We start from the raw sequence: 23311 nt of genomic DNA, 5'->3' as shown, positions 1-23311 counted from the left end.
ATTTACTAGCTCACAGAAGGTTTTGAGTAATCAAAGCTGTAATCACTTAACTCATTCCAACGGTCTCTGTATTGCTGTGGAGCATCCGCAATGAAATCTCGCCAAAGTGTTTTTGCCTTCTCATAATAAGGTACTATCGATGTCTCATCACCAAAGTTATAAAGTAACGAGATAAGCACCGAGGTAACGTAAAGCGACTCACCTTCAAGTAACAAATAAAGATGTGTGTATCTTGGATGATTTTTAAATGAGAACAAATACCTTAAACTTTCAAGTAGCTGCTTGAGCGCTTCAGCTCGATTTAAAATTGGACCATCAAGTATCTCAACCATTGTGTTACATAGCTGCTCAAACTCATCAAAATCCAAATAATCTGTTAAACACACACTTTCATCTACACTAGAGAATGGCTGCGTTTTTATATGATCAATAACTTCATTTTTAGAAAAAATAAATTCTTCTAGTAAAATATCATCTGACCTTAAAGGCATGCTCCCCTTAACAGCGGCCCCATCACTGCAATTAAAACAATTTATCCCTGAATCAAGTTTAGACTCTAAAAAACGTTCCATTTGCACTTTTCCTGTGTGCATGAAGTGATCGGTAATTATATCGCCGCCAAAATTGCCAGGTATAATGAGCTCGCCCCCCATTTTTAAAGGCGCATGTATCGTTTCACCCTCACCTGAGTAATAATAGCTACCTTTTGAATGATGATGGTTAGGATCTTTATAACCATTATCAGCACCGAAAAGATAAATATTTTTAAATTCCATACTACCAAAAAAACTAAGTGCTGTGTTCCCAACCAAGGGGTTGCTGAACCCTATAGTTGATGTGATTCTGCCATTATTTAAAAACTCCGAAATATGAAATAATGATGTACCTGCTTCGTTACTTTTTAGTGCAACGCCACACCAGCCAAACAAATCGAGTACGTTTGGGTACATTACATTTAGCACAAGTAGATTTATTTTTTGGCGGGTATTTTCAGGAATAAATGCTGTTAAAAAATCTTCTGTTGCCTTCGTTCTTTCAAGTGCAACATGAAAATCAGGTGTAATACCTTGCTTTAATAATGCTGTTGTAGCAGAGTTACATGCAACGACAATGACCTTGTCTTGTAACTTTTTAATTGTTTCAATATCGTTATCCAATGAAGGTCCATTTGCAACAATAAATATAGGATAATGATTATACTTTTCGGAAACCTTTTTCGCAGGCTGTAGCAAATTAATAGGTTTTAAAGAGTTTTCGACTGAATGAGCAACGCTTAAGAGCGCATCATCAAAAAAACCCCACCCCATAAAAAACTGATGATAATTGCCTTTAAACTCATTAATTAATTTATTTACAGATTCAGAAGGGTAATGTTGAAAAAATAGTGCACTTGCAACACTAAACGCACCAATTTCTCCAGCTCTTAAATGCAAAGCTTCATACATTTCTTGCTCAGGCACACCAATCGAGAAATATAAATAACTTCCAGCTTCATCTACTTTGCTAAGAAAATTAGCCCAGTCAAATGTAAATAAACTTGCAAAAAAATAATCTTCATTGGGTTCAAAGATGCTTATATAAGCTGCATTAAAAGAGTCAAAAAAATGATCTAAATGATATCCTAAGCCAACGCCAAAAATAATTGCACTGGGTACATATTCAGCAACATTTTTTGTCGAAGGAAGATCCTGTTGCGTTTCATTGTAGATAGCGCCAATTTCAGCCATTAAATCAATATGGATAAAACCCGTCTCATTTTTTAAGAATTCCAATTGGCTATGGTCAACTTTACCCATTATAGGGTTTTCAAGCATATTCTTTATTTGCTCACTAGACTGCTTATGCGGGTCTTCACTATAAATAGGAACCCCTGTGTCGTAGTCAACAAAATTAGCTGTACCATTGTGGTTAAGAAATAAATTAAATTTACTGCTTGGCTGATGCGAACTAAATTTCTCGGCAATATCAGGAAAATACTTTTTAAACGCTACGATATTATTGTCGAAAGTCGTGCTCGCTTTATCTACAAAAGCATCTTCGTTTTTTTGTTTTTGCGAAATTGAATTAAGGGTCTCTTCAATCTCATTTATTGACTGTTGAGCACTTTGCAGATCATTTTTAGACATTTTGATATTTCTTAATATTCTTTTGGTTTTTATTAAACTGAGTAATATTTTTAAAAGACTGTTTTTTTAAGTCGTCGACTTTATTTATTATATTTTGATGCTTTGCGGCGACTGATAGAAAATAAGTAGCATTTTCATGTAGGGATATTTCATCGGTCGCTTTTATTTCATCAAGTAACTTGCGGTCTAAATTGAGTGCTTTTTCAAGGTTTGGCTCATCAATCGCAGCTTCAAGCTGCGAAATCAAAGAGTCAATTTTATCCAACATGAGCATCGATACCATTTTCAGATAACGTTTGTTCTCTTACTTCATGAGGGATTGCATCCCACGCTGATTTTATCTCTTTTAATAGGTTCGACACTTCAGTAATTATTTCAGGGTCGTTTTTGATACTCGCATCCAATAGACGCTCATCCATGTAAGTATAAAGTGAATAAAGATTTGTTGACACATCACCACCAGCGTCAAAATCTAAACAACCGCGCAATGCATTGATAATCGCTGATGCTCTTGAGATATGTTCGCTTTTAGCTTCCAAGTGTTTTTTTTCAATCGCTACTTTTGCTAAGACCATTTTCTCAATTGCGCCCGCCATTAGCATTTGAATAATTTCATACCTATCGGCCCCTGCAACTCGCGTTTTTAGGGCCTCTTTTTGATAATTTTTTACTTTAGCGTTGTACATAACTCACCTATATATTTTATTGCTAAATCAATTACTTATACTTAACCATCTGAACGTGTAAAGCCCGGAAGACTTGCCAATTGTGCACTCAAGTAGGTTTGCGTTGACTGCATTTGTGCAAGCAGTACATCTAACCCTGCATATTGTTCGCGAAGTCTAGCTTCCAAAGACTCCATTCTGAATTGATGATTTTCAACATCATCTTCTAAATCAGAAATTTGTCCATTTAAACTGTCCTCTCGCTGCTTCATAATGCCGTTCGTATCGACATAGTTATCCAATAACGTTTCAAACTTTGAAGCTATACCGTTTTCACCTGCAAAAGCCTTGCCAATATCATCAAAATTATTATCTAACGCATCATTCAAGCTTCTCACTAGAGTCGATTTTTCTAAGTAACCTTCTTTATTAACTCCAAGCCCGATATCAAAAATACTCTCAAAAGGACCTGCATCTGATAAGCTAGTTGATAGAGCATTCACTAATTGCGAACTAAGAGAGCGGATAGTAGAATCACCATTTAAAGGCTTACCGATGCGTGACTGAAACCCTAGTTGACCTATAACATTGTTATAATTTGTGATTAATTCATCAACTAACGTTGTTGCACTTTCTCGGTCAAAATCAACTGAAAGCTTGGCTGTCTCATTGTCGACACTTTCACGTTTTGCTGTTATCGTCATATCTTGTACAGCATCTTTAAAGGTGTTTGTATCGTTTGTTATGGTAATACCATCAACTTTAATAATTGCATCTTTTGCGGAGTTTTCTGCTGCTATTCCAATGCCGCCTGCACCACCTGCATTTGCTACAGTAGATACGTTATCAAGTTCAGCGTTATCGTTTGTGATAACAAGATCGTTTCCGGTCCCTGTTACAGTAGAAGTCAAAACAAGCTTCGCTTCAGTACCCGTGTTAATAATATTTGCCGTAACACCAAAATTACTGTCAGAGTCGTTTATAGCATCACGTAAGTCAGAGAGAGTAGCACCGGCGTCTAAGGTTAAATCAAAAGTTTTATCAGGGCCTGCAGAAAACGATAATGTGCCACCTGAAGCACTCACAACGTCTTCATTAGTAGCAAATAACCCATCTTCAGATAAAGCTCTACTCCCTTGAGCAATTGCAACCACTTCTATCTTGAAGTCACCTGGAGTTATATCAGAGGTAGGTGTAACAGAGATCAAGTCTCCGTCATCACTTGTTGGCTGGGTTATATTAGCAACTCGTTTATTGAAGTTATCTGGGTCTGCTAATTTTTCAATTGTATCTTGTAACTGCGATAAAGCAGATTTAACTTCACCTATCGCTGATAACTCGACTTGAAGCGCCTCATCCTTCGCTGCAAAGGCATTCATTTTAGGTACATTTTCAGCATCAACTGACGCCGAAATAATACTTTCCAAATCGAGACCTGAACCAATACCCGCAGATGTAATAAGAGGCATAATATAATCCTAAATAGCTGGAATGGCCTAAACTGTTTTGTTAAACAGTAAACCTTTATTAGTTAATTTATCGGCAAATTCATCTAAAGCTTTAGCTATTTCCCTAAACTCTTCGGTAGGTATCTCTCTAATTACTTCATCGTTACTTTTATCAAGCACTTTAATGATAGGAAGATCTCCACTATCATCAAACTCAAATTTTAAGTTAGTTGATGTTACCGGGATATACTCATTTAACTTCTCTAGATTATCTTTTACCTCGACAAACAAATCTTTATCTTGTTTGCCTTCTTGTTCATCAATATTTTGAGCATTCTTCAAATCAACAGCTTCTCTTGCTGTTAAAGAGGTGCCCTTTTCAAGCTTTTCCTCTTTTACCGCATCTTTACTAATAGATGAACTTACAATACTAAGCCCGTCTATTGTTTTTTGTGTAGAATTTAAATCAATCATCTCGGCTATCCTCGAAACATATAATAAGACTATAAGCCACATTTGAACTATTTGCTTAGTCTAAAGTGGCTCATAGTTCAAATCAATTAGCCTAAAAGCGATAACGCTGCTTGTGGACGTTGATTTGCTTGGCTTAAGATTGTTTGGCTAGCCTGTTGTAAAATCTGCATCTTAGTTAGGTTAGCTGTTTCTTGCGCAAAATCGGTATCTTGAATACGTGATTTTGCAGCCGATAAGTTTTCTGAGATATTTGACTGATTTCGAATAGTTGATTGAAAACGGTTTTGAACAGCACCAAGCTCAGCACGCTTCTTATCAACAACAGCAATCATCGAGTCCATACCAGCTAAAACAAACTGAGCATTACCCTGCGTTGATACACTAATTGTATCTGCTCTAAATTTAGTATCAAAGTCATCTGTTGCACCAACTGCTGCGCCAGAAACATCAGAAACACCAGCAGCTAAAGTTGTTAAACCTTTACCTGTTAGGTTACTAGCAACACCTGCGATTCCTGATAACGTGAATCCACCATTTGCAGAAATAGAGTTAGGACCACTTGCCGTAGTACCCACATCTTGCATACTAAAACCAATAGTTTGCACAGCATCTGCACCTACTTGGAATTTGGCGTCATAACTACCATCTAATAAATTTTGACCACCGAATGTAGTGTCTTCTGCAACACGGTTTACTTCTGAAGACAATGAACGAATTTCTTCTTGAATCGCTAGGCGATCTTCATCTGTGTTTGAACCATTTGATGCTTGTTGTGCCAGTGTACGAATACGTTGGAACATCGATGTTACTTCATCAAGTGCCCCTTCAGCTGTTTGTGCAAGTGAAATACCATCATTTGCGTTTCGGTTACCCTGATTTAAACCATTAACTTGTGATGATAAACGGTTTGAAATCTGCATACCTGCAGCATCGTCTTTTGCACTGTTGATACGCATACCTGAAGATAGACGTTGGAATGAAGTATCCAATGCGTTACTTGATTTGCTCAGTTGTCTTTGTGCGTTCAAAGAACTCACATTACTATTTACATATAAAGCCATGATAGCCTCCGCTTCAAAGTTCGATAGATAGTAACGGGATACCCCTACCCTGTTATTATCCGTGATTTAGAGTCCTGGATTTTTAGTCCTCTAAATCATTTATCGTCCGATAAAGCGAAAGCTTTAGCTTTATTTGTATTTAATTTCTACTTACTTTAATTTTATTAACCTTGAAGTAGACTAAGTGCGGCCTGTGGACGCTGGTTAGCTTGCCCTAAAATAGTTTGACTTGCTTGTTGTAATATCTGATTTTTAGTTAAGTTAGCCGTCTCCATTGCAAAGTCAGCGTCTTTGATACGCGATTTCGCAGCAGATAAATTTTCAGAAATATTAGCTTGGTTTCGAATTGTTGATTGGAAACGGTTCTGTACCGCACCTAATTCAGCACGCTTTTTATCAACTACAGCAATCATTGCATCCATACCTGCAAACACTTGCTGTGCATTAGCCTGAGTAGATACACTGATCTCTGCAGCAACCATACTTGTGAAGCTAGCAGTTGCAGCTGTAATACTACCACTACCAATTTCGCTAATTCCGGCCGCAAAAGTAGACATACTTTTACCTGCAACTGCAGATGCAATCCCTGCTATACCAGACATTGTAAAACCACCGTTTGCAGAAATTGTATTAGCACTGCCACCTACATCCTGCATGCTAAACCCGATTGTTTGAACCGCATCAGCACCAATTTGAAAACTTGCAGAGTAAGTACCATCAAGCAGATTTTGACCGCCAAAAGTAGTATCGGTAGCTATACGGTTAACTTCATCAGATAATTGACGGATTTCTTCTTGGATAGCTAATCTGTCTTCATCTGTATTTGAGCCGTTTGAAGCTTGTTGTGCAAGCGTGCGAATACGCTGAAAAGTAGAGGTAATTTCATCCATAGCACCTTCAGCAGTTTGCGCTAAAGAAATACCATCATTCGCATTTCGGTTACCTTGGTTAAGACCTAATATTTGCGACTGTAGACGATCTGAAATTTGTAAACCTGCGGCATCATCTGCTGCGCTGTTAATACGAAGGCCAGAGGATAAGCGTTTGAAAGACGTATCTAAGTCACCGCCGCTTCTCTCAAGCTGCCTTTGTGCATTAATCGCACTCACATTGGTATTTACATATAAAGCCATAATAAACTCTCTTCTTATCTGTCAAAGTTAGGTCACTATCTCGTTCAAAGAAAGTGGGAATTTGACAAAGTAGCTAGATATATAGGCGTTATACTCTGCCTAGGGGCAACTATCTGCCACTTTGTAAGTTAATAATAAACTTACAAAGACAAAAGCAAGCATTAGGCCAACTTTATTTTAAGGACTGTTAAAGATTGAGAATACGTTGTCTGGTGTGTCTTGATTTAAGTTTGGGCAGTTTGAGATTGAAGGAGTATAATTAATGAATAAGGCCCGTTAAGGGCCTTATTATTTGATAAGTTTGAGAGTGGGTGACTAAAATAAACTAATGGCATAGTTTATGCTAGTACATATATGTTCTACAAATGTTAGAACAACTTGGATTAAAGCCTCCGCTGGCAAAATCCTATAGCGCCTTTGTTAATACCCCATTAAGCAAGGGCGCTTTCATTTTTTCTTCGTCAATAAATTGACTAACATCATTTCTAAAATTTTAATTAACCTAGTAGGCTAAGTGCAGCCTGTGGACGCTGATTAGCTTGTCCTAAAATTGTTTGGCTTGCTTGTTGTAAAATCTGCATTTTAGTTAAGTTTGCAGTCTCTGATGCGAAATCGGTATCTTTGATACGTGAACGCGCAGCTGATAAGTTTTCAGAAATATTTGACTGATTACGAATTGTTGATTGGAAACGGTTTTGAACCGCACCAAGCTCTGCACGTTTTTTATCAACAACAGCAATCAACGAATCCATACCTGCTAAAACAAATTGTGCATTACCTTGAGTAGATACACTGATTGTGTCAGCTCTAAATTTAGCATCAAAGTCATCCGTGCCTGCTACGGCTGCACCAGAAATATCAGAAACACCTGCGGCTAAAGTTGTCAAACCTTTACCCGTTAAGTTACTAGCAACACCTGCAATTCCTGATAATGTAAAACCGCCGTTTGCAGAAATTGAGTTTGGACCACTTGCCGTGTTGCCCACATCTTTCATGCTGAAACCGATAGTTTGTACTGCATCAGCACCAACTTGGAAGCTTGCTTTGTAAGAACCATCAAGAAGGTTTTGACCACCGAATGTTGTATCTTCAGCAACACGGTTTACTTCTGATGATAACGAGCGAATTTCCTCTTGGATAGCTAAACGGTCTTCATCAGTATTTGAACCATTTGATGCTTGCTGAGCAAGTGTACGAATACGTTGGAACATTGATGTTACTTCGTCAAGTGCACCCTCAGCAGTTTGTGCTAGAGAAATACCGTCATTCGCGTTACGGTTACCTTGATTCAAACCATTTACTTGTGATGTAAGACGGTCAGAAATTTGTAGGCCTGCCGCATCATCTTTTGCGCTATTGATACGCATACCAGATGATAAACGTTGGAATGATGTATCAAGTGCATTACCTGAGTTGTTTAATTGTCTTTGTGCGTTTAACGCGCTAACATTTGTATTTACATATAAAGCCATGATGTCTCTCCTAAAGTAAACTTATCATTTACTCTCAAACTTACTAGATTAAGCAGTGGTTGTAATTTCAACGCTGTGCTTGGTTAATTAAGTTATCGGTCTAGAAAAAAAATCCTTTAGCTTTTTTTTTAAAAAATCAGACTTATTTTTTAACTTACTGAATTTATTAAATTAAAATATACAAAATTTAAATTCATCGATAAATGCAAACACCATTAAAAATGTTTATAAAGTGCTTTTATTTATGAGATAAGCGGTTAATTTAAATAAAGTATTTATTAAAAGCGAAGAGTTTTAAAGAGTAAGGCAAAGTATTGCCTTACTCTGAGTTTAATTACAAGTAATCAAACAATGAAAGGTTTGCTAAACGGCCAAAGGTTGCCTGTGATGCCTGAAGTGCAGTTTCTTGTTTGGTTAACTCAGTTATTGCTTCTGTTATATCTATATCTACTAAGTCAGATCGTGCTGATTTGTTATTAATATCTAAATCTGTATTTGATTGCAGTACTTTTTCTGCTGTATTTATTCTCCCACCCAGCCCAGCTTGTGTTAGAGACACATTATTTTTAGCGTTCATAATTTGAACAAGCGAGTCTGCAATAACTTGCTCAAACTCCTCTTCTGTTAACGCAGGGTTAGTCAGGCCTGCAATAAGTTCACTCATTGAGTTGAGCACATTTTCTTTTTTAGGTGCTTCAAGCGTAATATCAATTTGGCCTGTTGCAACTGGAGTAACACTTATCTCCATACCAGCAAACTTAATAGTAGAGTCGTTAATATTGCCAGTTGCTAGTATTGTACCTGCTTGCTCAATTTGATAAGTGTTGGGTGTTCCCGCCGTTGTGATCACATTTAGTGTATTGGCACCCGCTGCAGCTGCCGGATCAGGGTTATAATTAGTTTTATGAAACGTATCAAATTGACCTTGCTCGGTCACATACACCTTAGAGCTTGTAATCCCGCCCGATACAATTCCATCGCTAGAAACAACATCTAAACGCGCATCCACTTTTTCAAATGCATCAAACCCATTATCACTTGATTTAATATTAACCCCTTCGGCTATCTTAATCATATGCTGACCTTGGTCGCCACCATACACATACAAGCCAGTAGATGAATCGAGCGAGTAAGTCTGTGTATTGTCCTGATAACCAGAAAAAATGTATTTTCCGTCTTCCGTTTTAGAGTTCATTAAATCAAGGACTGTACTTTGAAGCGCTTTGATTTCTTCGGCAAGCCCTTCTCTGTCAGCAGCACTGTAAGCACCGTTACCTGATTGAATGGTTAAAGTATGCGCTCTCTCTAAGGCGCCTTTTATGTTTTCAAGGGCACCTTCTTCTATATTCAAACGGCTATTAAGCATGGTTATATTTTTACTGTACTGCTCATTACTCTGAATTCTATCGGTATATTGAAGTGCGCGAGAAGCTGCAGCAGGATCATCCGACGCCGTTAATACACGCTTTTGAGTATTAACTTGCTCTTGAGCCTTACTAACATTTTGTTGATTGTTCAAAATTGAATTTAAACTACTTTGGTACATCAAGTTATTTGATAAGCGCATAATTACCTCGCAGCACTTAATATAGTGTCAAAAATAGTACGAGCGGTTGCAAGCACCTGCGCAGAAGCGGCGTAAGACTGTTGAAAACGTAATAAATTGGCAGCCTCTTCATCTAGGTTTACACCAGAAAGCGATTCGTACCAGGCTTCAGATTGCTGAGCAAGCGCTTCAAACGCGTCGCCATTTGTTTTTGCTTGATTAGTTACCACGCCAATATCGCTAACCAACCCAGCATAAGCCTGATTAAATGTTTTGTGGTTGTCTGAGTTTGCACCGGTAACAACATTTTGGCGCACTAGTTCACCTTGTTGTAACCCCGCTAACTTTTGACCGTTACGATTATCATCAAAACCACCTTCGTTAAACTCAAGCGTAAATGTGTCGCCGGTTTCAGGGCTGCCTTCAATATCAAAGTCAAAACCATATAATTCAAAGCCACCACCAGCCTGTTGCAACATGTCTTTTGCTGGCGAAGTTGCTGTAAAAGTACTGCTATTCACACCATCGCTTATTGTGTATTCATTTAGATTAGCGGTTTTAACAACAGTAATAGGCCCGTTTGTAAGGCCTGCTGGTGATGTTGTAAAGCTACCTGTAGTAACATCACTTACTTCACCAGCCGTAATTGTGGCATTACCTATGTTGTTAATGTCGTTTGCTGTTCTTATTGGTGCTGCAAGGGCTAGATCTTCACCACGGTTTGTTGTTAAAGACATATTTGCCGCCGACTCAGAGTTAAGCTTTATTTGAAACTGATCACCTGTATTTGCAGCGCCCGCAACATTAATTTCTAAACCAAACGATTCGCCACTCGTGATTGTAGATGAATCAATGACGCCAGCGGTTATATTTGCTGTTGATGCGGTGCCTAGCGGCTCACCTTTATTATCTATGGGCTGAATCTCTACCGTTGTCGCACTGGTATAAGTGACTATAAAATCACTTGCCGGCAATTCACCGCCTTTGCCTGCTTCAAGCGTTGCAGTCATACTTGAGCTACCCGTATTCGCTGCATAAGCATAGCCACCAACCGTAGGAATATTAAAAATGTTGCCCCCAAGCTCTCCATTAGCGTCCATACCTAGCTTGTTTTGTTCATTAAAAGAATCAGCTATTGCTAAACCCATTTGGCCAATTTGATTTTGAGCCGGGACTAGCACATCGTCTCTAAATGCCAGTAATCCGCCGATTTTTCCTTTTAATTTAGATACATCAACTTCAAGCGGCACTGCCTTGCCACCATTTACATCTAGCCTAAGCTCTTTAAAATTTGGATCAGGATCGCCACGCATAGAAAACAAATTAAACGAGCCATTTTGCATTACAACTGCTTCACCTGTGCCCATAAATACAAGTTTTTCACCGTTTGGACCATCCAGTGTTTCTATGTCTATTAGCTCAGATAAATCACGGATAGCCTTATCGCGTTCATTATAAGTAGAGCTCGCATCTGCTTGGTTATTAGTGCCGTTTACAGCGGCAATATCCTGATTTAATGTGCCAATTTTTTGAATTAAGCCATTCGCCTCTTCTGTAAATACGTCTAGCTGTTCATTGACAATATTTTTCTGATCAAAAACAATGCCTGAGAGTCTGTCCATTTGATTCACTAAGTTTTCAGCATCGGTCATCACAAGCGAGCGAGCAACAGTAGATGAGGGTTGATTTAGCGACTCTTGAACATTATTAAACAATGAGTTTATACTAGTAGATAAACTATTAGAGTCTTCTGAAAACAAACTATCAACACGATTTGCTTCTGTAACAAACTGATCAAAAAACGTTTTATTAGAGGTATCTCTATTTAATTGCTCTTGCGCAAACTGATTTAACAAGCGATAGGTTTCTCCTTTTCCTACCTGGTTATCGATCATAGTTGTATGCTCAGTGCGCTCTCGCACGTAGCCTTCGGTATTTACATTCGCAATATTTTTACTTGTCGTTTGCAGTAGTTCAGAGTTAGCTCTAACCCCTGAACTGGCAATATTTAATAAGTTAAACGACATTTACTTTACTCCTTGGCGAATTACGCTTGTTGCAACATCTTTTAATTGAGCACTGTTAAGTACTTTTTTTATCTTGTCCGCGTAATTAGGATCCGTTGCATAGCCAGCTCTTTGTAAAGAATCTAAAAAATCGCTTGGCTTAGCAGTATTTTGTAATGCTTCTTGATAACGAGGATTTTGAGTTAAAAAATCAACAAAGTCGTTAACACTCTCTTTTATCGAGTCATAAGCTCTGAAACTAGCCTGCTTTTTAACAGGTGTTCCTTCTTCAAATTCTAGGGTTACTTTACTTGCCTTTTCGCCATCCCAGCTTTTATCTGATTTGATATTAAATAAGTTATTTGAACTATTGCCGTCGCTCTTATTAATAATGTGCTTACCCCAACCAGTCTCAAGTGCCGCTTGTGCAACCATTACAGCAGGGTTTAAGCCAATTTTTTGTGCTGCAGTTTTAGCGTGTTCCCACACTGTAGTAACAAACTCTTCTGTGCTTTCGAATGGCGCTGAAGATGCTTTAGGCACTTTAGAATCGGCTTTATTGTTATGCACATTAATCGCTGCATTTTCTTCGTTTTGAGTATGAGGAAGCGACGAGCCAGCACGCATATCACTTAAAAAGTCATTGGTGGTTCTCAATACAGAGCCCGGCATAAAAGTTTTGCCGTCTGGCGATAACTGCTGAACAATTAAATCAGCAAGGCCTAAAGAGCCATTTGATGAAAGCTCAGTAGATAGCTGTTGATCGTGCATGTCTTCAAAAAACTTAACACTACTTGAGTTAAGCGGACTTTCTTTATCTTCAAACGCTTCGTTAGCTTTACGCATACTTTTAAGTAACATTTGAGTGAAAATAGCTTCAAATTGCGCAGCTGCTTTTTTTAGAGCGGCTTTAGACGCATCAGTCGATGCATCACCACTGCTTAAGGCTTCTTTACGAAGTGAATCTAAATTGCCTAAATCAAAAAAGTTTTGTTTGTCTAGATGATTAGTTTCCATCAGCTTTTTGACACAATAGTGAATAATATAAATTAAAATGCAAAATTTAAGCCAGATTGGAAATGTGAATGAGGGAGTAAAAGGGAAGCTTTAGCAAAGCATTTGCTAAAGCTTAATAAATATTAAATAACAACAAGTTGACCGTTAATAGCTCCAGCTTCTTTTAGGGCTTCTAAAATAGCCATTAAGTCGCCTGGTGCAGCGCCTACCTCGTTAATAGCGCGTACTAAATCGTCTAAGCTAACACCCGGGTTAAAAACAAATGCACGAGAATCATCTTGGTTAACATCAATGATTGATTGCTGTGTCACTACCGTTTCCCCCTCAGCCAACGCATTAGGTTGAGTCACGTTTTGCTGCTCTGTAATAGTAACTGTTAACCCACCATGCGTTATTGCAGCAGGCTGCAACTTAACATTTTTGCCTATTACAATAGTACCAGTACGGGAGTTAACTATAATTTTGGCAGACATATCTGCAGGTTTAAACTCCAGGTTTTCAAGTGTTGATAAATAAGATACGCGTTGAGAGGCATCTCTAGGAGCAATCACACGAACAGAGACTGAATCGATTGCTTTTGCACTGTTAGGCCCGACTAGATCGTTAATTGTTTTTTCAAGGCGCTTTGCTGTTGTAAAATCAGGGCGATTTAAATTAAAAGTTATAAAGTCACCTTGCATAAACGGGCTTTTAACTTCACGCTCTACTGTTGCGCCACTTGGAATGCGCCCCACCGTCGGGGTATTAATAACAACACGGCTGCCGTCAGCACCTTGTGCGCCGAGGCCTCCAACAATTAAACTGCCTTGAGCTACAGCATATACATTGCCATCAGCCCCTTTTAAAAACGTTTGCAACAAAGTACCGCCACGCAAGCTACCCGCACTGCCGATAGATGAAACGGTGACGTCAATTGTTTGACCTGGCTTTCTAAAAGCAGGTAATTCAGCATGTACAGCAACGGCAGCAACGTTTTTAATTTTAGGACTTAAGCTTGCAGGTAGCGAAATTCCAAAATTGCTCAACATGCCTTTAAAGCTTTGTTGAGTAAACCGGCTTTGCTCACCTGTACCCGGTAAACCGACTACTAAGCCATAACCTACCAACTGGTTCGATCTAACCCCTTCGACCATAGAAATATCTTTAATACGCTCTGCATTTGCCGAAAAATGGCAACCTATTAGCGAGATTAAACAAATTAACTTTAATACATTCATAATGAATGCCCTCTAAAAAGGAAAAATCGAACTGCTGAAAAAACGTGTTAACCAACCTGCACTTTGCGCTTCTTGTGTTTGCCCTTTGCCAGAGTACTGAATACGTGCATTGGCTATTCGGTTTGACTCAACTGTATTATCAGAACTCACATCTTGCGGGCGTACCAAACCTTCCAAACGAATAAATTCTTCGCCAGTGTTTAACGTTAACCACTTTTCGCCGCGAATCACTAAGTTACCGTTAGGTAGAACACGCATAACATTGACCGAAATATTGCCAAATAAGCTGTTGGATTGATTTGATTTAGAATCACCCGTAAAAGAGGCATCGCTACCAATACCAAACTGAATACTATCGCCACCAATGTTAACGGGTAAACCACCAAGCCCTATTACAGGGTCTAGGCTTGCATCAGATTGCTTATCAGTTTCTGTTTTAGCAGCTTTCGTTGCTTGAGTAGACTCTTGTAGATTAACAGTAATAATATCGCCAGTACGCAGTGCTTTTCGGTCTGCGTATAAGTCGTTTGATACATTAGTATTAAATAACGAACCCGTTGCAACTACCGGCTCCATACTTGGTTCAGGATACATTGGTGCATAATAGGGGTCATCTTGAACAACATCACTATTTTGTGTTGAGACACAGCCACTTAAAAATAATGTACCTACCGCAAATAACATATAATGACGCATAATTCCCCCTACATCTTATAATTGCTGATTAATGTAACTCATCATTTCATCAACAGCCGAAATAACTTTTGAGTTCATTTCATAGATTCGCTGCGTTTCAATCAGGTTAACCAACTCTTCTGTTACATTTACATTTGATGTTTCAAGTGAACCCTGAATAATTGTGCCTAAGCCTTCTACACCCGGGTTACCTTGCACAGGCGCGCCACTTACAGCCGTTTCGGTGTAAAGGTTTTGCCCTACAGGCTCAAGACCCGATGGATTGATAAAGTCACTAATTGTAAGCTGGCCAATAACAACGTTGTCGGCTTGGCCTGAAATACGCACAGATACTTCACCATCTTGTGAAATAGTGATTGATTGCGCATCATCAGGAACGTTCATCTCTGGTTGCACAACATAGCCAGAACCAGACGTTACAATTCGACCATCGCCATCGGTAGTAAACTGCCCATTACGAGAATAAGCAATATTGCCATCGGGTTGTAATACTTCAAAAAAGCCAGGCCCTGAGATCATCCAATCCAATGAATTCTCAGTAGTTAGCATATTACCTTGAGAAAAGTTTTTTTGGTTAGCCACTACTTTTGCACCGGCACCTAACATTAAACCAGATGGCATTTCGGTGTCTTGTGACGAGCGGCCTCCGGGCTGGTTAATATTTTGATAGAGTAAATCTTCAAAAATAGCGCGGCTTTTTTTATAACCGACCGTACTGGCATTCGCTAAATTGTTTGATATAACCGAAATATCGGTTTGTTGAGCGTCTAGCCCCGTTTTACTGATCCACAATGCTGGATTCATAATCGTGTCCTCATTTAAAGTTAAACTATGCGCATCAGCTGATCTTGTGATCTATCAAGATCTTCAGCTGTTTTCATCAGTTTTACTTGTAACTCAAATTGACGTTGATGGCTGATCATATCGACCATTTCGTGAACAGGGTTCACATTAGACATTTCTAAGGTTCCGCTTAATACTTTGACATTGGCAGAAGTATCAACAACCTCTCCTGCCTTGGGCCTAAATAAACCATCGTTCCCTTTTTCTAGTTGAAAACTATTAGCTTCAACCACCTTCAAACGGTCAACTTCTTCTAAAAACGTAGCAGGCGCCCCCTGCGGACGAACTTGAATTGCGCCGTCTTCACTAAATTCAATTTTTTCGATCGGTACTGGTAAAATGACAGGCCCGCCTTCGCCAATTACTTGACGACCATGGCTGGTCATTAAAATACCTTCAGCGGTAATATTTAATGTACCCACCTTGGTGTAAGCTTCATTGCCTGATGCATCCTGCACGCTTAACCACGCGTTATCGCTCATTGCAATATCTAGATCTCTGCCTGTTTCGACTATGCCGCCAGAGGTCATATTAGAACCCGGACGCTCTTGCATAGAAAAAACACGCGACGGCAACCCTTCGCCAAAAGCCTGCATAGAGCGAGCTTGTGCAAAGTCTGACTTAAATCCAGTGGTATTCGCATTCGCCAAATTATTGGCTTTGAGGGCCAGCCCCTGTAGGCTTTGTTTAGCGCCTGAGGCCGCAATGTAGACCATTTTGTCCATAGCATCGACTCGTTTCAAAAATCTCTATAAACAGGAAATGCAAAATAGATGCCACAATAAGAAACGATGTGAAATGGTTATTAAACAAACTAAATGAAGTAAAAGTAAAAAGGGCCACTTTAAAAAGCAGCCCTTAAAATGGTGTTAAGTATTAAATTAACGAATCTGTAAAATTGCCTGTTGCAGTGTTGAGTTAACCTCAAGCGCACGAGAGTTAGCCTGGAAGTTACGCTGAGCACTAATTAGGTCAACCAACTCATTCGTTAAGTTTACATTAGATTGCTCTAGTGCTGATGAATTTATTGAACCTAATGTACCCGAACCTGGTTCACCTGCAATTGGCTCACCTGACGTTAAGCTTTTTTTCCAAGAGGTATCACCAACTTGCGATAAACCCTGTGAATTAGAAAAACGAACCATCGCTACCTGACCTAAGAAAGATGTGTCGCCATTACTGTATGAAGCCACTATTTTTCCGTCGGTACCAATATCAATACCCGCTAAACGACCAACCGTAGCGCCATCTTGGTCTAGCGCTTTAACTTCAAATCGACTTGCGTACTGAGTTGGCTGCTTATTTGTAGTTGCTGCCTCATCTCGCCAATTAAGCTCTACGCCCGTATCAGGAAATGACGCGCCGTTAGTCAGTAACGAAGATAAACCAGTCCCAGCACCCGCAGGTAAAACTAACTCATCGAAACTGCTTGGGTTTGTATTAGCAACCCCATTTGTTGTTTCAGGTAAACCGCTTGAACTAAAACCTAGGGTGGTTAAAGGTGTATATGGCGCAGTAGTTTGCTCAGCGCCCGTTGCTGGATCAACAACTAAACCATCGAGCGTTGCATGTATATCCCACTCATTAGGGTTTGTCGTCGGATCATTTTTTACAAAAAAGTATTGTAAAACATGTGCCTCACCCAGTGAATCGTAGACAGTGGTTGAAGTTGATGAGTTATACGAAGCACTTTCTGTTGGATCAAATGGCAACGAAGGCGCATCTGCACGTGAATCTAAATTAAATGAGCTGTATACCGTTGCCGTTGCACGAGGTGATCCAGACGAATCAGGGATTTGCAGTGCCGACGAAGTACTTAAACTAACAGAGGTCGTATCGCCGGTAGCCTCATCTACAGGGAAACCTTGTAAAAAGTTACCTTTAGCATCAACGATAAAGTTATCTTTATCTAACTTAAAAGCCCCTGCTCTTGTAAAGGTAAAATCTTGCGCACCCAGGTCTTGGCTCATTGCAAAGTAGCCTTCACCTGTAATGGCTAAATCCAATGAGTTATTAGTAAATTGCAGCGAACCTTGGTGAAATTGCTGGGCAACCATAGTAGTTTGAACACCGTCACCATTTTTAGTTCTACCAGAACTAAACACTGAAGAGGCATATACATCTGCAAACTCAGCACGTGACTCTTTAAAACCGGTTGTATTAACGTTCGCAATATTATTTGCGGTAACGTCTAAATCTTTTTGTGCGGCAGCTATGCCTGTTAATGCAATATTGAAGCTCATAATTGACCTCTAACCTATAAAATACAGCCTGCAAACAGGCGAAATATTATTAAACTCTATTACGCGATCTCTGCGACATCAGTCAGCCTAACCGCACCTTCTTTAGTGTTAATAATGATGCCATTAGCACCATTTATATTTACACTTTCAATATTTTTAAACGTAGCTATAGGAAGGCTTGAAAATTCACCGTTAGTGCTGCCTTCAGCCACTATATTGTATTCACCCTCCGGTAAACGTTCACCCGCTTCGTTTTTACCATCCCAAGCAAAACGTACTGCACCAGCCGATTGCGATCCTAGTTCAATACTTCTTACAAGTTGTCCAGATTCATCCGTAATACGAAGCGTTAAACTCTCTACTGGGCTTTCTGCAACCACTGACCCTTTGGCTTCACCCGTTGCATTTAAATCTAAAGAATCTGACTCTAGTAATGCTTGCTTTCCAACTAATGTTGACGCTTGTAAAGCGGAGTTAGATGTCATCGAAGCTGCAAGTGACTCAAAATTACTATTAAGGTTTGAGATACCTTCAGCCATCGTGAAGTTGGTCATTTGCGCAATCATTTGATCGTTATCCGCAGGCTTGCTCGGATCTTGAAACGATAATTGCTGAGTTAACAACGAGAAGAAGTCTTCTTGAGTTAACGCATCGCTCTTTTCTTCATTTGAAGTGGGCGTTGTATCTTGCCACCGTAAAGAGTCTAAATAGGATGAAGATGTACTAATATCGTTACTCATAACCTACCCTCGGTTAACGCTGACCTAGCAGCAGAGTTTTACTTAACATTTGCTTAGCTGCATCTGCAACTTGCACGTTTGTTTCATAAGAGCGAGAAGCAGAAATCATGTTCGCCATCTCCTCTACAACATTAACGTTGGGTTTATAGATATAACCATTTTCATCCGCACTCGGGTGATTAGGGTTGTATTCAATTTGTAATGGTGCACTGCTTTCAACAATGCCCAGCACTTTAACACCAACAGAAGAGCCCTGATTGTTACTTACTGACTCAGAAGCTTTGGTAAGCTCTGCAGCAAATACAGGTTGTCGCGCTCGGTACGTTTTGTCTTGAGAAGAACTAATTGTATTGGCATTCGAAATATTACTTGCAGTGGTATTCAAACGCACATTTTGTGCGCTCATACCAGAACCAGCAATATCAAAAACGTTATATAAACTCATAATTATTATCCTTGACTACCGAGGGCTTTATTCAGGCCTTTAAACTTGCCGCTTAAAAATTGTAAGCTGGCCTGATACTCCATCGCATTCTGTGTATACAAGTTCCGTTCCACTTGCACATCCACTGAGTTACCATCACCTGTATCTGTTTGATTTGGCGTACGAAATAATTCAACTCCACCCACACTTCGGGTACCACCACCAATGTGTTTTTCATTAGTAGTTACCATTGTATTGCCGCTTTGCTGGTGTGATTTTGCCGCTTTTAATGCTGAGGCAAAATTAATATCTTTTGCTTTGTAGCCCGGCGTATCAGCATTAGCAATATTACTCGCTAGCACTTCTGCTCGTTGTGAACGGATCAACATAGTATGCTGATGCACACCTAAAGCTTTATCAAAACTGATAGCCATAACCATCTCCAAAAAATTGACTTAGTTTGAATAAAGCAATAAATAAGCCATTTATAATTGAGTGATTATATTTTTTGTAATCGAATGATTTAAAATGAAAAACGACACATAGTGTGTCGTTTTAAAGGAAAGAAAGAGGGTTTACTTCTTTTGGTAAATAATGCCAGGGTTGCATCTAACCATATCAAATTCGTCACTTAATCCGGCCATTGACTCCGAAGCCCCTAAAAATAAATAACCTTTAGGGTTAAGTGCTTGCGCAAATTGTTTAATAATTTTAGCTTTTACTTCAGGAGAAAAATAAATAAGTACATTACGGCAAAAAATAATATCGAATTTACCCATCAACGCATACGAATCGAGTAAATTTAAGTGCCTAAAACTCACTTGCTTTTTCAATGTATCGTTTACTTTTGCCATGCCATTGCCGCTGTCTATAAAAAACTTTTTACGGCGCTCAGCCGATAGGCCTCGTGCTAAAGCTAGCGCGTCGTACTCGCCATTTTTGCACATATCTAGCATGGTATTAGAAATATCAGTACCAATTATTTGAGCACCCATTTTTAATACACCAGGCTGTTTAGCCTGAAACTCCGCAACCGACATAGAAATAGAGTAAGGCTCTTGCCCAGACGAGCTGGCCGCAGACCAAATTTTTACCGGTCGCCTTAACTCTTTAAACTCAGGAAACAAGCGGTTTTGAAGAAGCTCAAACGGGTATTGATCTCTAAACCACAAAGTTTCGTTGGTGGTCATCGCATCAACAACAGCCGCTCGTAATTGCCTTTCATGTGGCCCTAGTGTTTTGCTAACAAGTTCAGATAACGACCCTACATCAAAACGAGCCATTAATGGCGCAAGCCTGCTTTTAACCAAGTATTGCTTATTTTCACCAAGAACAATACCACATTGCTGTTCTAAAAATGAACGAAATTGATCGTATTCATTTTGCTGCAAGTCTTTGTTATTCAAATTAGTAGCACCTGTTTTGATTATTCACAATGAACCCATTTTTTAACCGCAGTGGCTAATTCATCAGGGTTAAATTTAGCAATAAAATCGTCTGCCCCTACCTTTTCAATCATTGCTTGGTTAAATACACCACTGAGTGACGTATGCAAAATAACATGTAAAGGTGCAAGTTTAGGGTCTGCTTTTATTTCTGCCGTTAGTGTATAGCCATCCATTTCGGGCATTTCAACATCAGATATAAGCAGCGCCACACGTTCTGTAATATCGGTTTGGCAATCAAGCTCGGCAATTTCTTTGAGTCTTACGAGTGCTTCTTTACCATTTTTGGCAAGTTCAGTTTGCACACCAAGCGGCTCTAGCGCACGTTTTACCTGATTACGTGCAACCGCACTATCATCAGCTATAAATACTATTCGCTCACCCAAGTCTTTCTGAATATCGCCACTTTCAGCAACTTCTGCGCTTACTTCGGTGTTAACAGGGCAAATTTCATTTAGGATTTTTTCAACGTCGAGTATTTCAACAAGTTCGTTTTCAATTTCTGTAACAGCAGTCAAGTAAGAATAACGACCCGCACCCGATGGCGGCGGCATTATTTTTTCCCAGTTCATATTAACAATACGCTCTACACCACCAACTAAAAAGCCCTGCACAGAGCGATTGTATTCGGCAATAATAATAAAGCTGTCTTGAATATTGTCTATCGGGCGTCCACCTACAGCCATTGATAAATCAATAACCGAAATAGTTTGACCACGAATATGTGCAACACCACGAATGTAAGTATTCGACTTTGGCATACTAGTAAGCGGAGGACATTGAAGAACTTCTCTTACCTTAAATACATTGATCCCAAAACGCTGGCGCCCTCTGAGTTTAAATAATAGTAATTCTAGGCGGTTCTGGCCAACCAGCTGAGTACGCTGGTTTACTGAGTCTAAAATGCCTGCCATTAAAATCTCCTTTAGAAAACAAATAATACGGAACGATAATTGCTTCCTATATATACAAAGCTACACAACATCGTGGGTGCGTCTTAATTTTGACGCAAAATATTTATACCCTGTTTGAAACCATAAGCATAGTCGAAACATTATGAGTTTGTTAAAAAAAATCAAAAGATACAGTGTTTTTTATTTTGTTGCTAGCCTAGGTTTAGCATTCCCTGTATCTGCTCAGGTATTTAATAAAGCATTACTTCAAGAAATGGCTGTAAATTACATTGCTGAACAAATTGGTGAACACGATAGTAATCAAATACAACTTAGTGCATTACCGTTAGACAGCCGTATACCCGATCGTGCTTGTTCAACAACACCTACTATTATTTCATCGAGTGAACCCCCGTTTAACAGGCAAATTACAATACAAATTAAATGCGACGATCTGAAAAGCTGGGCGCAATACGTTCATATTAAGGTGCAAAAAATGGCGCCAGTTGTTGTTACTACTGATAATATTGCGCGGGGTGAAGTAATAACCAGCGATCATCTAACCATTGAAATGAAACCAACGCACTTTGTAAGAGTACAATACCTAGACGAACCAAAAGTACTTATTGGAAGCAGAAGTAAACGCAACATTCGCGAAGGTATGCCAATATTACTGAACCAAATATGCATGGTGTGCAAAGGTGATGCAATTAACATTTATGCAAGTACCAAAGGGTTACAAATAAAAACAACTGGCGTTGCGCTTGAAGATGGTACATTAGGCGATCAAATACGTGTAGAGAACAAAAAAACAGGTAAAGTTTTAAATGCGCGTGTAGATGGTGTAGAGTCTGTACAAGTAAATATTTAATTAAAAATAATATTAAAGTTTACTAAAGATATGCCGATATACTGGTATTAGTTGGGTAAATTATGGATTTTTATTATGGTTAATCAAGTCAATTCAGGTAATCAACAACCAAGCGCTTTAGCTAACGCTAAACAACAAAAGGTTGATTTGCAAAGAGATAATGCAAATACACAAGCTGCTCAATCGGCTACACCTAAAGCTGCCAGCGATTCTGTGAGCTTAACACCACAAGCACAGCAGTTAAAAACTTTGCAAGAAAAAGCACAACAGTCGTCTGGGTTTGATAGTGACAAAGTTGCTGAGCTTAAAAAAGCAATCACTGAAGGTAAGTATCAAATTGACAGTGAAAAGCTTGCAAAAAATCTAGCTGACTTCGAGTTTGATGTATATGGCTGATCATAATAGCTTAATTATTGTTAAGCTAAACGAGCAAGATAAGTGTTTAGACTCTCTCGATGTTTTATTAAACGACGAGCTAACAGCTATTGCCTCAAGAAGAGGTGAAGGTTTAAAAGAAATTACCCAACAAAAAATGTCTTTATTAACCAAGCTAAATACCCTCGACCAAGAGCTTAATAAGTTACTTGCTAAAAACGACGAACAATCAGAAGAGCTTCCAGAGCTTATTTCCCAAGTTCGTACTAAGTTAGAGAAATGCCAAAAACAAAATGAAGTAAACGCACATGCAGCGCATCAAGCTCAGCTAAGTGTTAAACAATTAAAAAGTATTTTAATTGGAGCCCCGTCATCCACTACATACAACCAGTCTGGCGGTGAAGTTAACACTAATGGCCAACTGGTGCGAAACTTAAAAGCTTAAATCAGAAACTATTCAGCTTAATAGCGCCGCCTTTAAAACATTACCTACCTGTTGTTTAATATATAGAATCTCAAAATTACTTAGCAAATGTAAATCAACTACATTAGTGCGTGTTGTACTCTGGTGGGTTAATTTTCAACAGCTTGTTTGGGTTTTATGTAAGGCGGAGCC

The 23311-nt window shown here is 39.1% G+C and carries 24 protein-coding genes; 3 read left to right on the top strand and 21 right to left on the bottom strand.

What is annotated here, in order from left to right; translation table 11 throughout:
• Window positions 1-5: 5 nt before the first annotated feature.
• From KZZ04_RS01960 to KZZ04_RS01860, 21 genes are all read right to left on the bottom strand, one after another.
• Window positions 6-2126: a 6-hydroxymethylpterin diphosphokinase MptE-like protein gene (locus KZZ04_RS01960; RefSeq protein ID WP_219421654.1), complete on the bottom strand. Its 2121-nt coding sequence runs from the start codon at window positions 2124-2126 to the stop codon at window positions 6-8.
• On the bottom strand, window positions 2119-2394 hold the full coding sequence (locus tag KZZ04_RS01955) for a hypothetical protein (protein ID WP_058403524.1): 276 nt from the start codon (window positions 2392-2394) through the stop codon (window positions 2119-2121). Before KZZ04_RS01955 ends, KZZ04_RS01960 begins: the two co-directional genes overlap by 8 nt.
• Complete coding sequence (gene fliS / locus KZZ04_RS01950; protein WP_058403525.1) at window positions 2384-2812, bottom strand: flagellar export chaperone FliS; 429 nt, start codon at window positions 2810-2812, stop codon at window positions 2384-2386. The genes KZZ04_RS01955 and fliS overlap by 11 nt, the downstream gene beginning before the upstream one ends.
• 41 nt (window positions 2813-2853) lie before the next feature.
• Entirely contained in the window at window positions 2854-4260 is a 1407-nt protein-coding gene (gene fliD / locus KZZ04_RS01945; RefSeq protein WP_219421652.1) for a flagellar filament capping protein FliD, read from the bottom strand.
• Window positions 4261-4287: 27 nt separating this feature from the next.
• Window positions 4288-4713, bottom strand: a complete 426-nt coding sequence (locus KZZ04_RS01940) for a flagellar protein FlaG (protein WP_219421651.1) — start codon at window positions 4711-4713, stop codon at window positions 4288-4290.
• Window positions 4714-4799: 86 nt separating this feature from the next.
• On the bottom strand, window positions 4800-5774 hold the full coding sequence (locus KZZ04_RS01935; protein WP_058403528.1) for a flagellin: 975 nt from the start codon (window positions 5772-5774) through the stop codon (window positions 4800-4802).
• A 164-nt stretch (window positions 5775-5938) separates the two neighbouring features.
• Window positions 5939-6907, bottom strand: a complete 969-nt coding sequence (locus KZZ04_RS01930) for a flagellin (protein ID WP_010555890.1) — start codon at window positions 6905-6907, stop codon at window positions 5939-5941.
• Window positions 6908-7404: 497 nt separating this feature from the next.
• Window positions 7405-8379, bottom strand: a complete 975-nt coding sequence (locus KZZ04_RS01925) for a flagellin (RefSeq protein WP_058403529.1) — start codon at window positions 8377-8379, stop codon at window positions 7405-7407.
• A 334-nt stretch (window positions 8380-8713) separates the two neighbouring features.
• Window positions 8714-9946, bottom strand: coding sequence for a flagellar hook-associated protein FlgL (flgL, locus tag KZZ04_RS01920; protein WP_219421650.1), 1233 nt, complete (start codon window positions 9944-9946; stop codon window positions 8714-8716).
• Window positions 9947-9948: 2 nt separating this feature from the next.
• Complete coding sequence (gene flgK / locus KZZ04_RS01915; protein ID WP_219421648.1) at window positions 9949-11952, bottom strand: flagellar hook-associated protein FlgK; 2004 nt, start codon at window positions 11950-11952, stop codon at window positions 9949-9951.
• Window positions 11953-12948 (bottom strand): flagellar assembly peptidoglycan hydrolase FlgJ, encoded by a 996-nt coding sequence (gene flgJ / locus KZZ04_RS01910; RefSeq protein ID WP_058403532.1) that lies wholly within the window; start codon window positions 12946-12948, stop codon window positions 11953-11955.
• A gap of 122 nt (window positions 12949-13070) precedes the next feature.
• Window positions 13071-14165 carry a flagellar basal body P-ring protein FlgI gene (locus KZZ04_RS01905; protein WP_219421646.1) on the bottom strand — a complete coding sequence of 365 codons (1095 nt, stop codon included), beginning with the start codon at window positions 14163-14165 and terminating at the stop codon, window positions 13071-13073.
• Between the two features lie 12 nt (window positions 14166-14177).
• Window positions 14178-14861: a flagellar basal body L-ring protein FlgH gene (flgH, locus tag KZZ04_RS01900; RefSeq protein ID WP_006792704.1), complete on the bottom strand. Its 684-nt coding sequence runs from the start codon at window positions 14859-14861 to the stop codon at window positions 14178-14180.
• Between the two features lie 15 nt (window positions 14862-14876).
• Window positions 14877-15665 (bottom strand): flagellar basal-body rod protein FlgG, encoded by a 789-nt coding sequence (gene flgG, locus KZZ04_RS01895; protein WP_006792703.1) that lies wholly within the window; start codon window positions 15663-15665, stop codon window positions 14877-14879.
• Window positions 15666-15685: 20 nt separating this feature from the next.
• A complete protein-coding gene (locus KZZ04_RS01890) occupies window positions 15686-16429 on the bottom strand; it encodes a flagellar basal body rod protein FlgF (RefSeq protein WP_219421739.1) in 744 nt (247 codons plus the stop codon).
• 156 nt (window positions 16430-16585) lie between these two features.
• The gene (gene flgE / locus KZZ04_RS01885) at window positions 16586-17947 is read right to left on the bottom strand and encodes a flagellar hook protein FlgE (protein ID WP_219421645.1); all 1362 of its coding nucleotides are present in this window, start codon (window positions 17945-17947) and stop codon (window positions 16586-16588) included.
• A gap of 59 nt (window positions 17948-18006) precedes the next feature.
• Complete coding sequence (locus tag KZZ04_RS01880) at window positions 18007-18687, bottom strand: flagellar hook assembly protein FlgD (RefSeq protein WP_219421643.1); 681 nt, start codon at window positions 18685-18687, stop codon at window positions 18007-18009.
• 13 nt (window positions 18688-18700) lie between these two features.
• Window positions 18701-19132 carry a flagellar basal body rod protein FlgC gene (flgC, locus tag KZZ04_RS01875; protein ID WP_006792699.1) on the bottom strand — a complete coding sequence of 144 codons (432 nt, stop codon included), beginning with the start codon at window positions 19130-19132 and terminating at the stop codon, window positions 18701-18703.
• A 5-nt stretch (window positions 19133-19137) separates the two neighbouring features.
• Window positions 19138-19545 carry a flagellar basal body rod protein FlgB gene (gene flgB / locus KZZ04_RS01870; RefSeq protein WP_219421641.1) on the bottom strand — a complete coding sequence of 136 codons (408 nt, stop codon included), beginning with the start codon at window positions 19543-19545 and terminating at the stop codon, window positions 19138-19140.
• A gap of 141 nt (window positions 19546-19686) precedes the next feature.
• Window positions 19687-20517, bottom strand: a complete 831-nt coding sequence (locus tag KZZ04_RS01865) for a protein-glutamate O-methyltransferase CheR (RefSeq protein WP_219421640.1) — start codon at window positions 20515-20517, stop codon at window positions 19687-19689.
• Between the two features lie 20 nt (window positions 20518-20537).
• A complete protein-coding gene (locus KZZ04_RS01860; RefSeq protein WP_058403539.1) occupies window positions 20538-21470 on the bottom strand; it encodes a chemotaxis protein CheV in 933 nt (310 codons plus the stop codon).
• Window positions 21471-21612: 142 nt separating this feature from the next.
• Here KZZ04_RS01860 and flgA point away from each other — a divergent pair, with 142 nt between their 5' ends.
• The 3 genes from flgA to flgN all read left to right on the top strand — a co-directional run bounded on the left by flgA (window position 21613) and on the right by flgN (window position 23140).
• On the top strand, window positions 21613-22320 hold the full coding sequence (gene flgA, locus KZZ04_RS01855) for a flagellar basal body P-ring formation chaperone FlgA (protein ID WP_219421638.1): 708 nt from the start codon (window positions 21613-21615) through the stop codon (window positions 22318-22320).
• A 75-nt stretch (window positions 22321-22395) separates the two neighbouring features.
• Window positions 22396-22716, top strand: a complete 321-nt coding sequence (gene flgM / locus KZZ04_RS01850) for a flagellar biosynthesis anti-sigma factor FlgM (protein WP_058403541.1) — start codon at window positions 22396-22398, stop codon at window positions 22714-22716.
• Window positions 22709-23140, top strand: a complete 432-nt coding sequence (flgN, locus tag KZZ04_RS01845; protein WP_219421636.1) for a flagellar protein FlgN — start codon at window positions 22709-22711, stop codon at window positions 23138-23140. Before flgM ends, flgN begins: the two co-directional genes overlap by 8 nt.
• The last annotated feature ends 171 nt before the right edge of the window (window positions 23141-23311 follow it).

The organism is Pseudoalteromonas sp. CR1 (assembly GCF_019392235.1).
In the GTDB taxonomy this organism is placed as follows: domain Bacteria; phylum Pseudomonadota; class Gammaproteobacteria; order Enterobacterales; family Alteromonadaceae; genus Pseudoalteromonas.
This window is presented reverse-complemented; position numbering and strand designations above follow the sequence as displayed.

What these genes read in the sequence shown, in the direction of transcription:
- KZZ04_RS01930 (WP_010555890.1), bottom strand. Translation starts at nt 6,907, where the DNA reads ATGGCTTTATATGTAAATACCAATGTGAGTGCGATTAATGCACAAAGG.
- flgH (WP_006792704.1), bottom strand. Translation starts at nt 14,861, where the DNA reads ATGCGTCATTATATGTTATTTGCGGTAGGTACATTATTTTTAAGTGGC.
- KZZ04_RS01960 (WP_219421654.1), bottom strand. Translation starts at nt 2,126, where the DNA reads ATGTCTAAAAATGATCTGCAAAGTGCTCAACAGTCAATAAATGAGATT.
- KZZ04_RS01935 (WP_058403528.1), bottom strand. Translation starts at nt 5,774, where the DNA reads ATGGCTTTATATGTAAATAGTAATGTGAGTTCTTTGAACGCACAAAGA.
- flgB (WP_219421641.1), bottom strand. Translation starts at nt 19,545, where the DNA reads ATGGCTATCAGTTTTGATAAAGCTTTAGGTGTGCATCAGCATACTATG.
- flgL (WP_219421650.1), bottom strand. Translation starts at nt 9,946, where the DNA reads ATGCGCTTATCAAATAACTTGATGTACCAAAGTAGTTTAAATTCAATT.
- KZZ04_RS01890 (WP_219421739.1), bottom strand. Translation starts at nt 16,429, where the DNA reads ATGGACAAAATGGTCTACATTGCGGCCTCAGGCGCTAAACAAAGCCTA.
- KZZ04_RS01955 (WP_058403524.1), bottom strand. Translation starts at nt 2,394, where the DNA reads ATGTTGGATAAAATTGACTCTTTGATTTCGCAGCTTGAAGCTGCGATT.
- flgN (WP_219421636.1), top strand. Translation starts at nt 22,709, where the DNA reads ATGGCTGATCATAATAGCTTAATTATTGTTAAGCTAAACGAGCAAGAT.
- flgE (WP_219421645.1), bottom strand. Translation starts at nt 17,947, where the DNA reads ATGAGCTTCAATATTGCATTAACAGGCATAGCTGCCGCACAAAAAGAT.
- KZZ04_RS01860 (WP_058403539.1), bottom strand. Translation starts at nt 21,470, where the DNA reads ATGGCAGGCATTTTAGACTCAGTAAACCAGCGTACTCAGCTGGTTGGC.
- flgJ (WP_058403532.1), bottom strand. Translation starts at nt 12,948, where the DNA reads ATGGAAACTAATCATCTAGACAAACAAAACTTTTTTGATTTAGGCAAT.
- flgC (WP_006792699.1), bottom strand. Translation starts at nt 19,132, where the DNA reads ATGAGTTTATATAACGTTTTTGATATTGCTGGTTCTGGTATGAGCGCA.
- flgK (WP_219421648.1), bottom strand. Translation starts at nt 11,952, where the DNA reads ATGTCGTTTAACTTATTAAATATTGCCAGTTCAGGGGTTAGAGCTAAC.
- flgG (WP_006792703.1), bottom strand. Translation starts at nt 15,665, where the DNA reads ATGAATCCAGCATTGTGGATCAGTAAAACGGGGCTAGACGCTCAACAA.
- fliD (WP_219421652.1), bottom strand. Translation starts at nt 4,260, where the DNA reads ATGCCTCTTATTACATCTGCGGGTATTGGTTCAGGTCTCGATTTGGAA.
- KZZ04_RS01880 (WP_219421643.1), bottom strand. Translation starts at nt 18,687, where the DNA reads ATGAGTAACGATATTAGTACATCTTCATCCTATTTAGACTCTTTACGG.
- flgM (WP_058403541.1), top strand. Translation starts at nt 22,396, where the DNA reads ATGGTTAATCAAGTCAATTCAGGTAATCAACAACCAAGCGCTTTAGCT.
- KZZ04_RS01940 (WP_219421651.1), bottom strand. Translation starts at nt 4,713, where the DNA reads ATGATTGATTTAAATTCTACACAAAAAACAATAGACGGGCTTAGTATT.
- fliS (WP_058403525.1), bottom strand. Translation starts at nt 2,812, where the DNA reads ATGTACAACGCTAAAGTAAAAAATTATCAAAAAGAGGCCCTAAAAACG.
- KZZ04_RS01905 (WP_219421646.1), bottom strand. Translation starts at nt 14,165, where the DNA reads ATGAATGTATTAAAGTTAATTTGTTTAATCTCGCTAATAGGTTGCCAT.
- flgA (WP_219421638.1), top strand. Translation starts at nt 21,613, where the DNA reads ATGAGTTTGTTAAAAAAAATCAAAAGATACAGTGTTTTTTATTTTGTT.
- KZZ04_RS01925 (WP_058403529.1), bottom strand. Translation starts at nt 8,379, where the DNA reads ATGGCTTTATATGTAAATACAAATGTTAGCGCGTTAAACGCACAAAGA.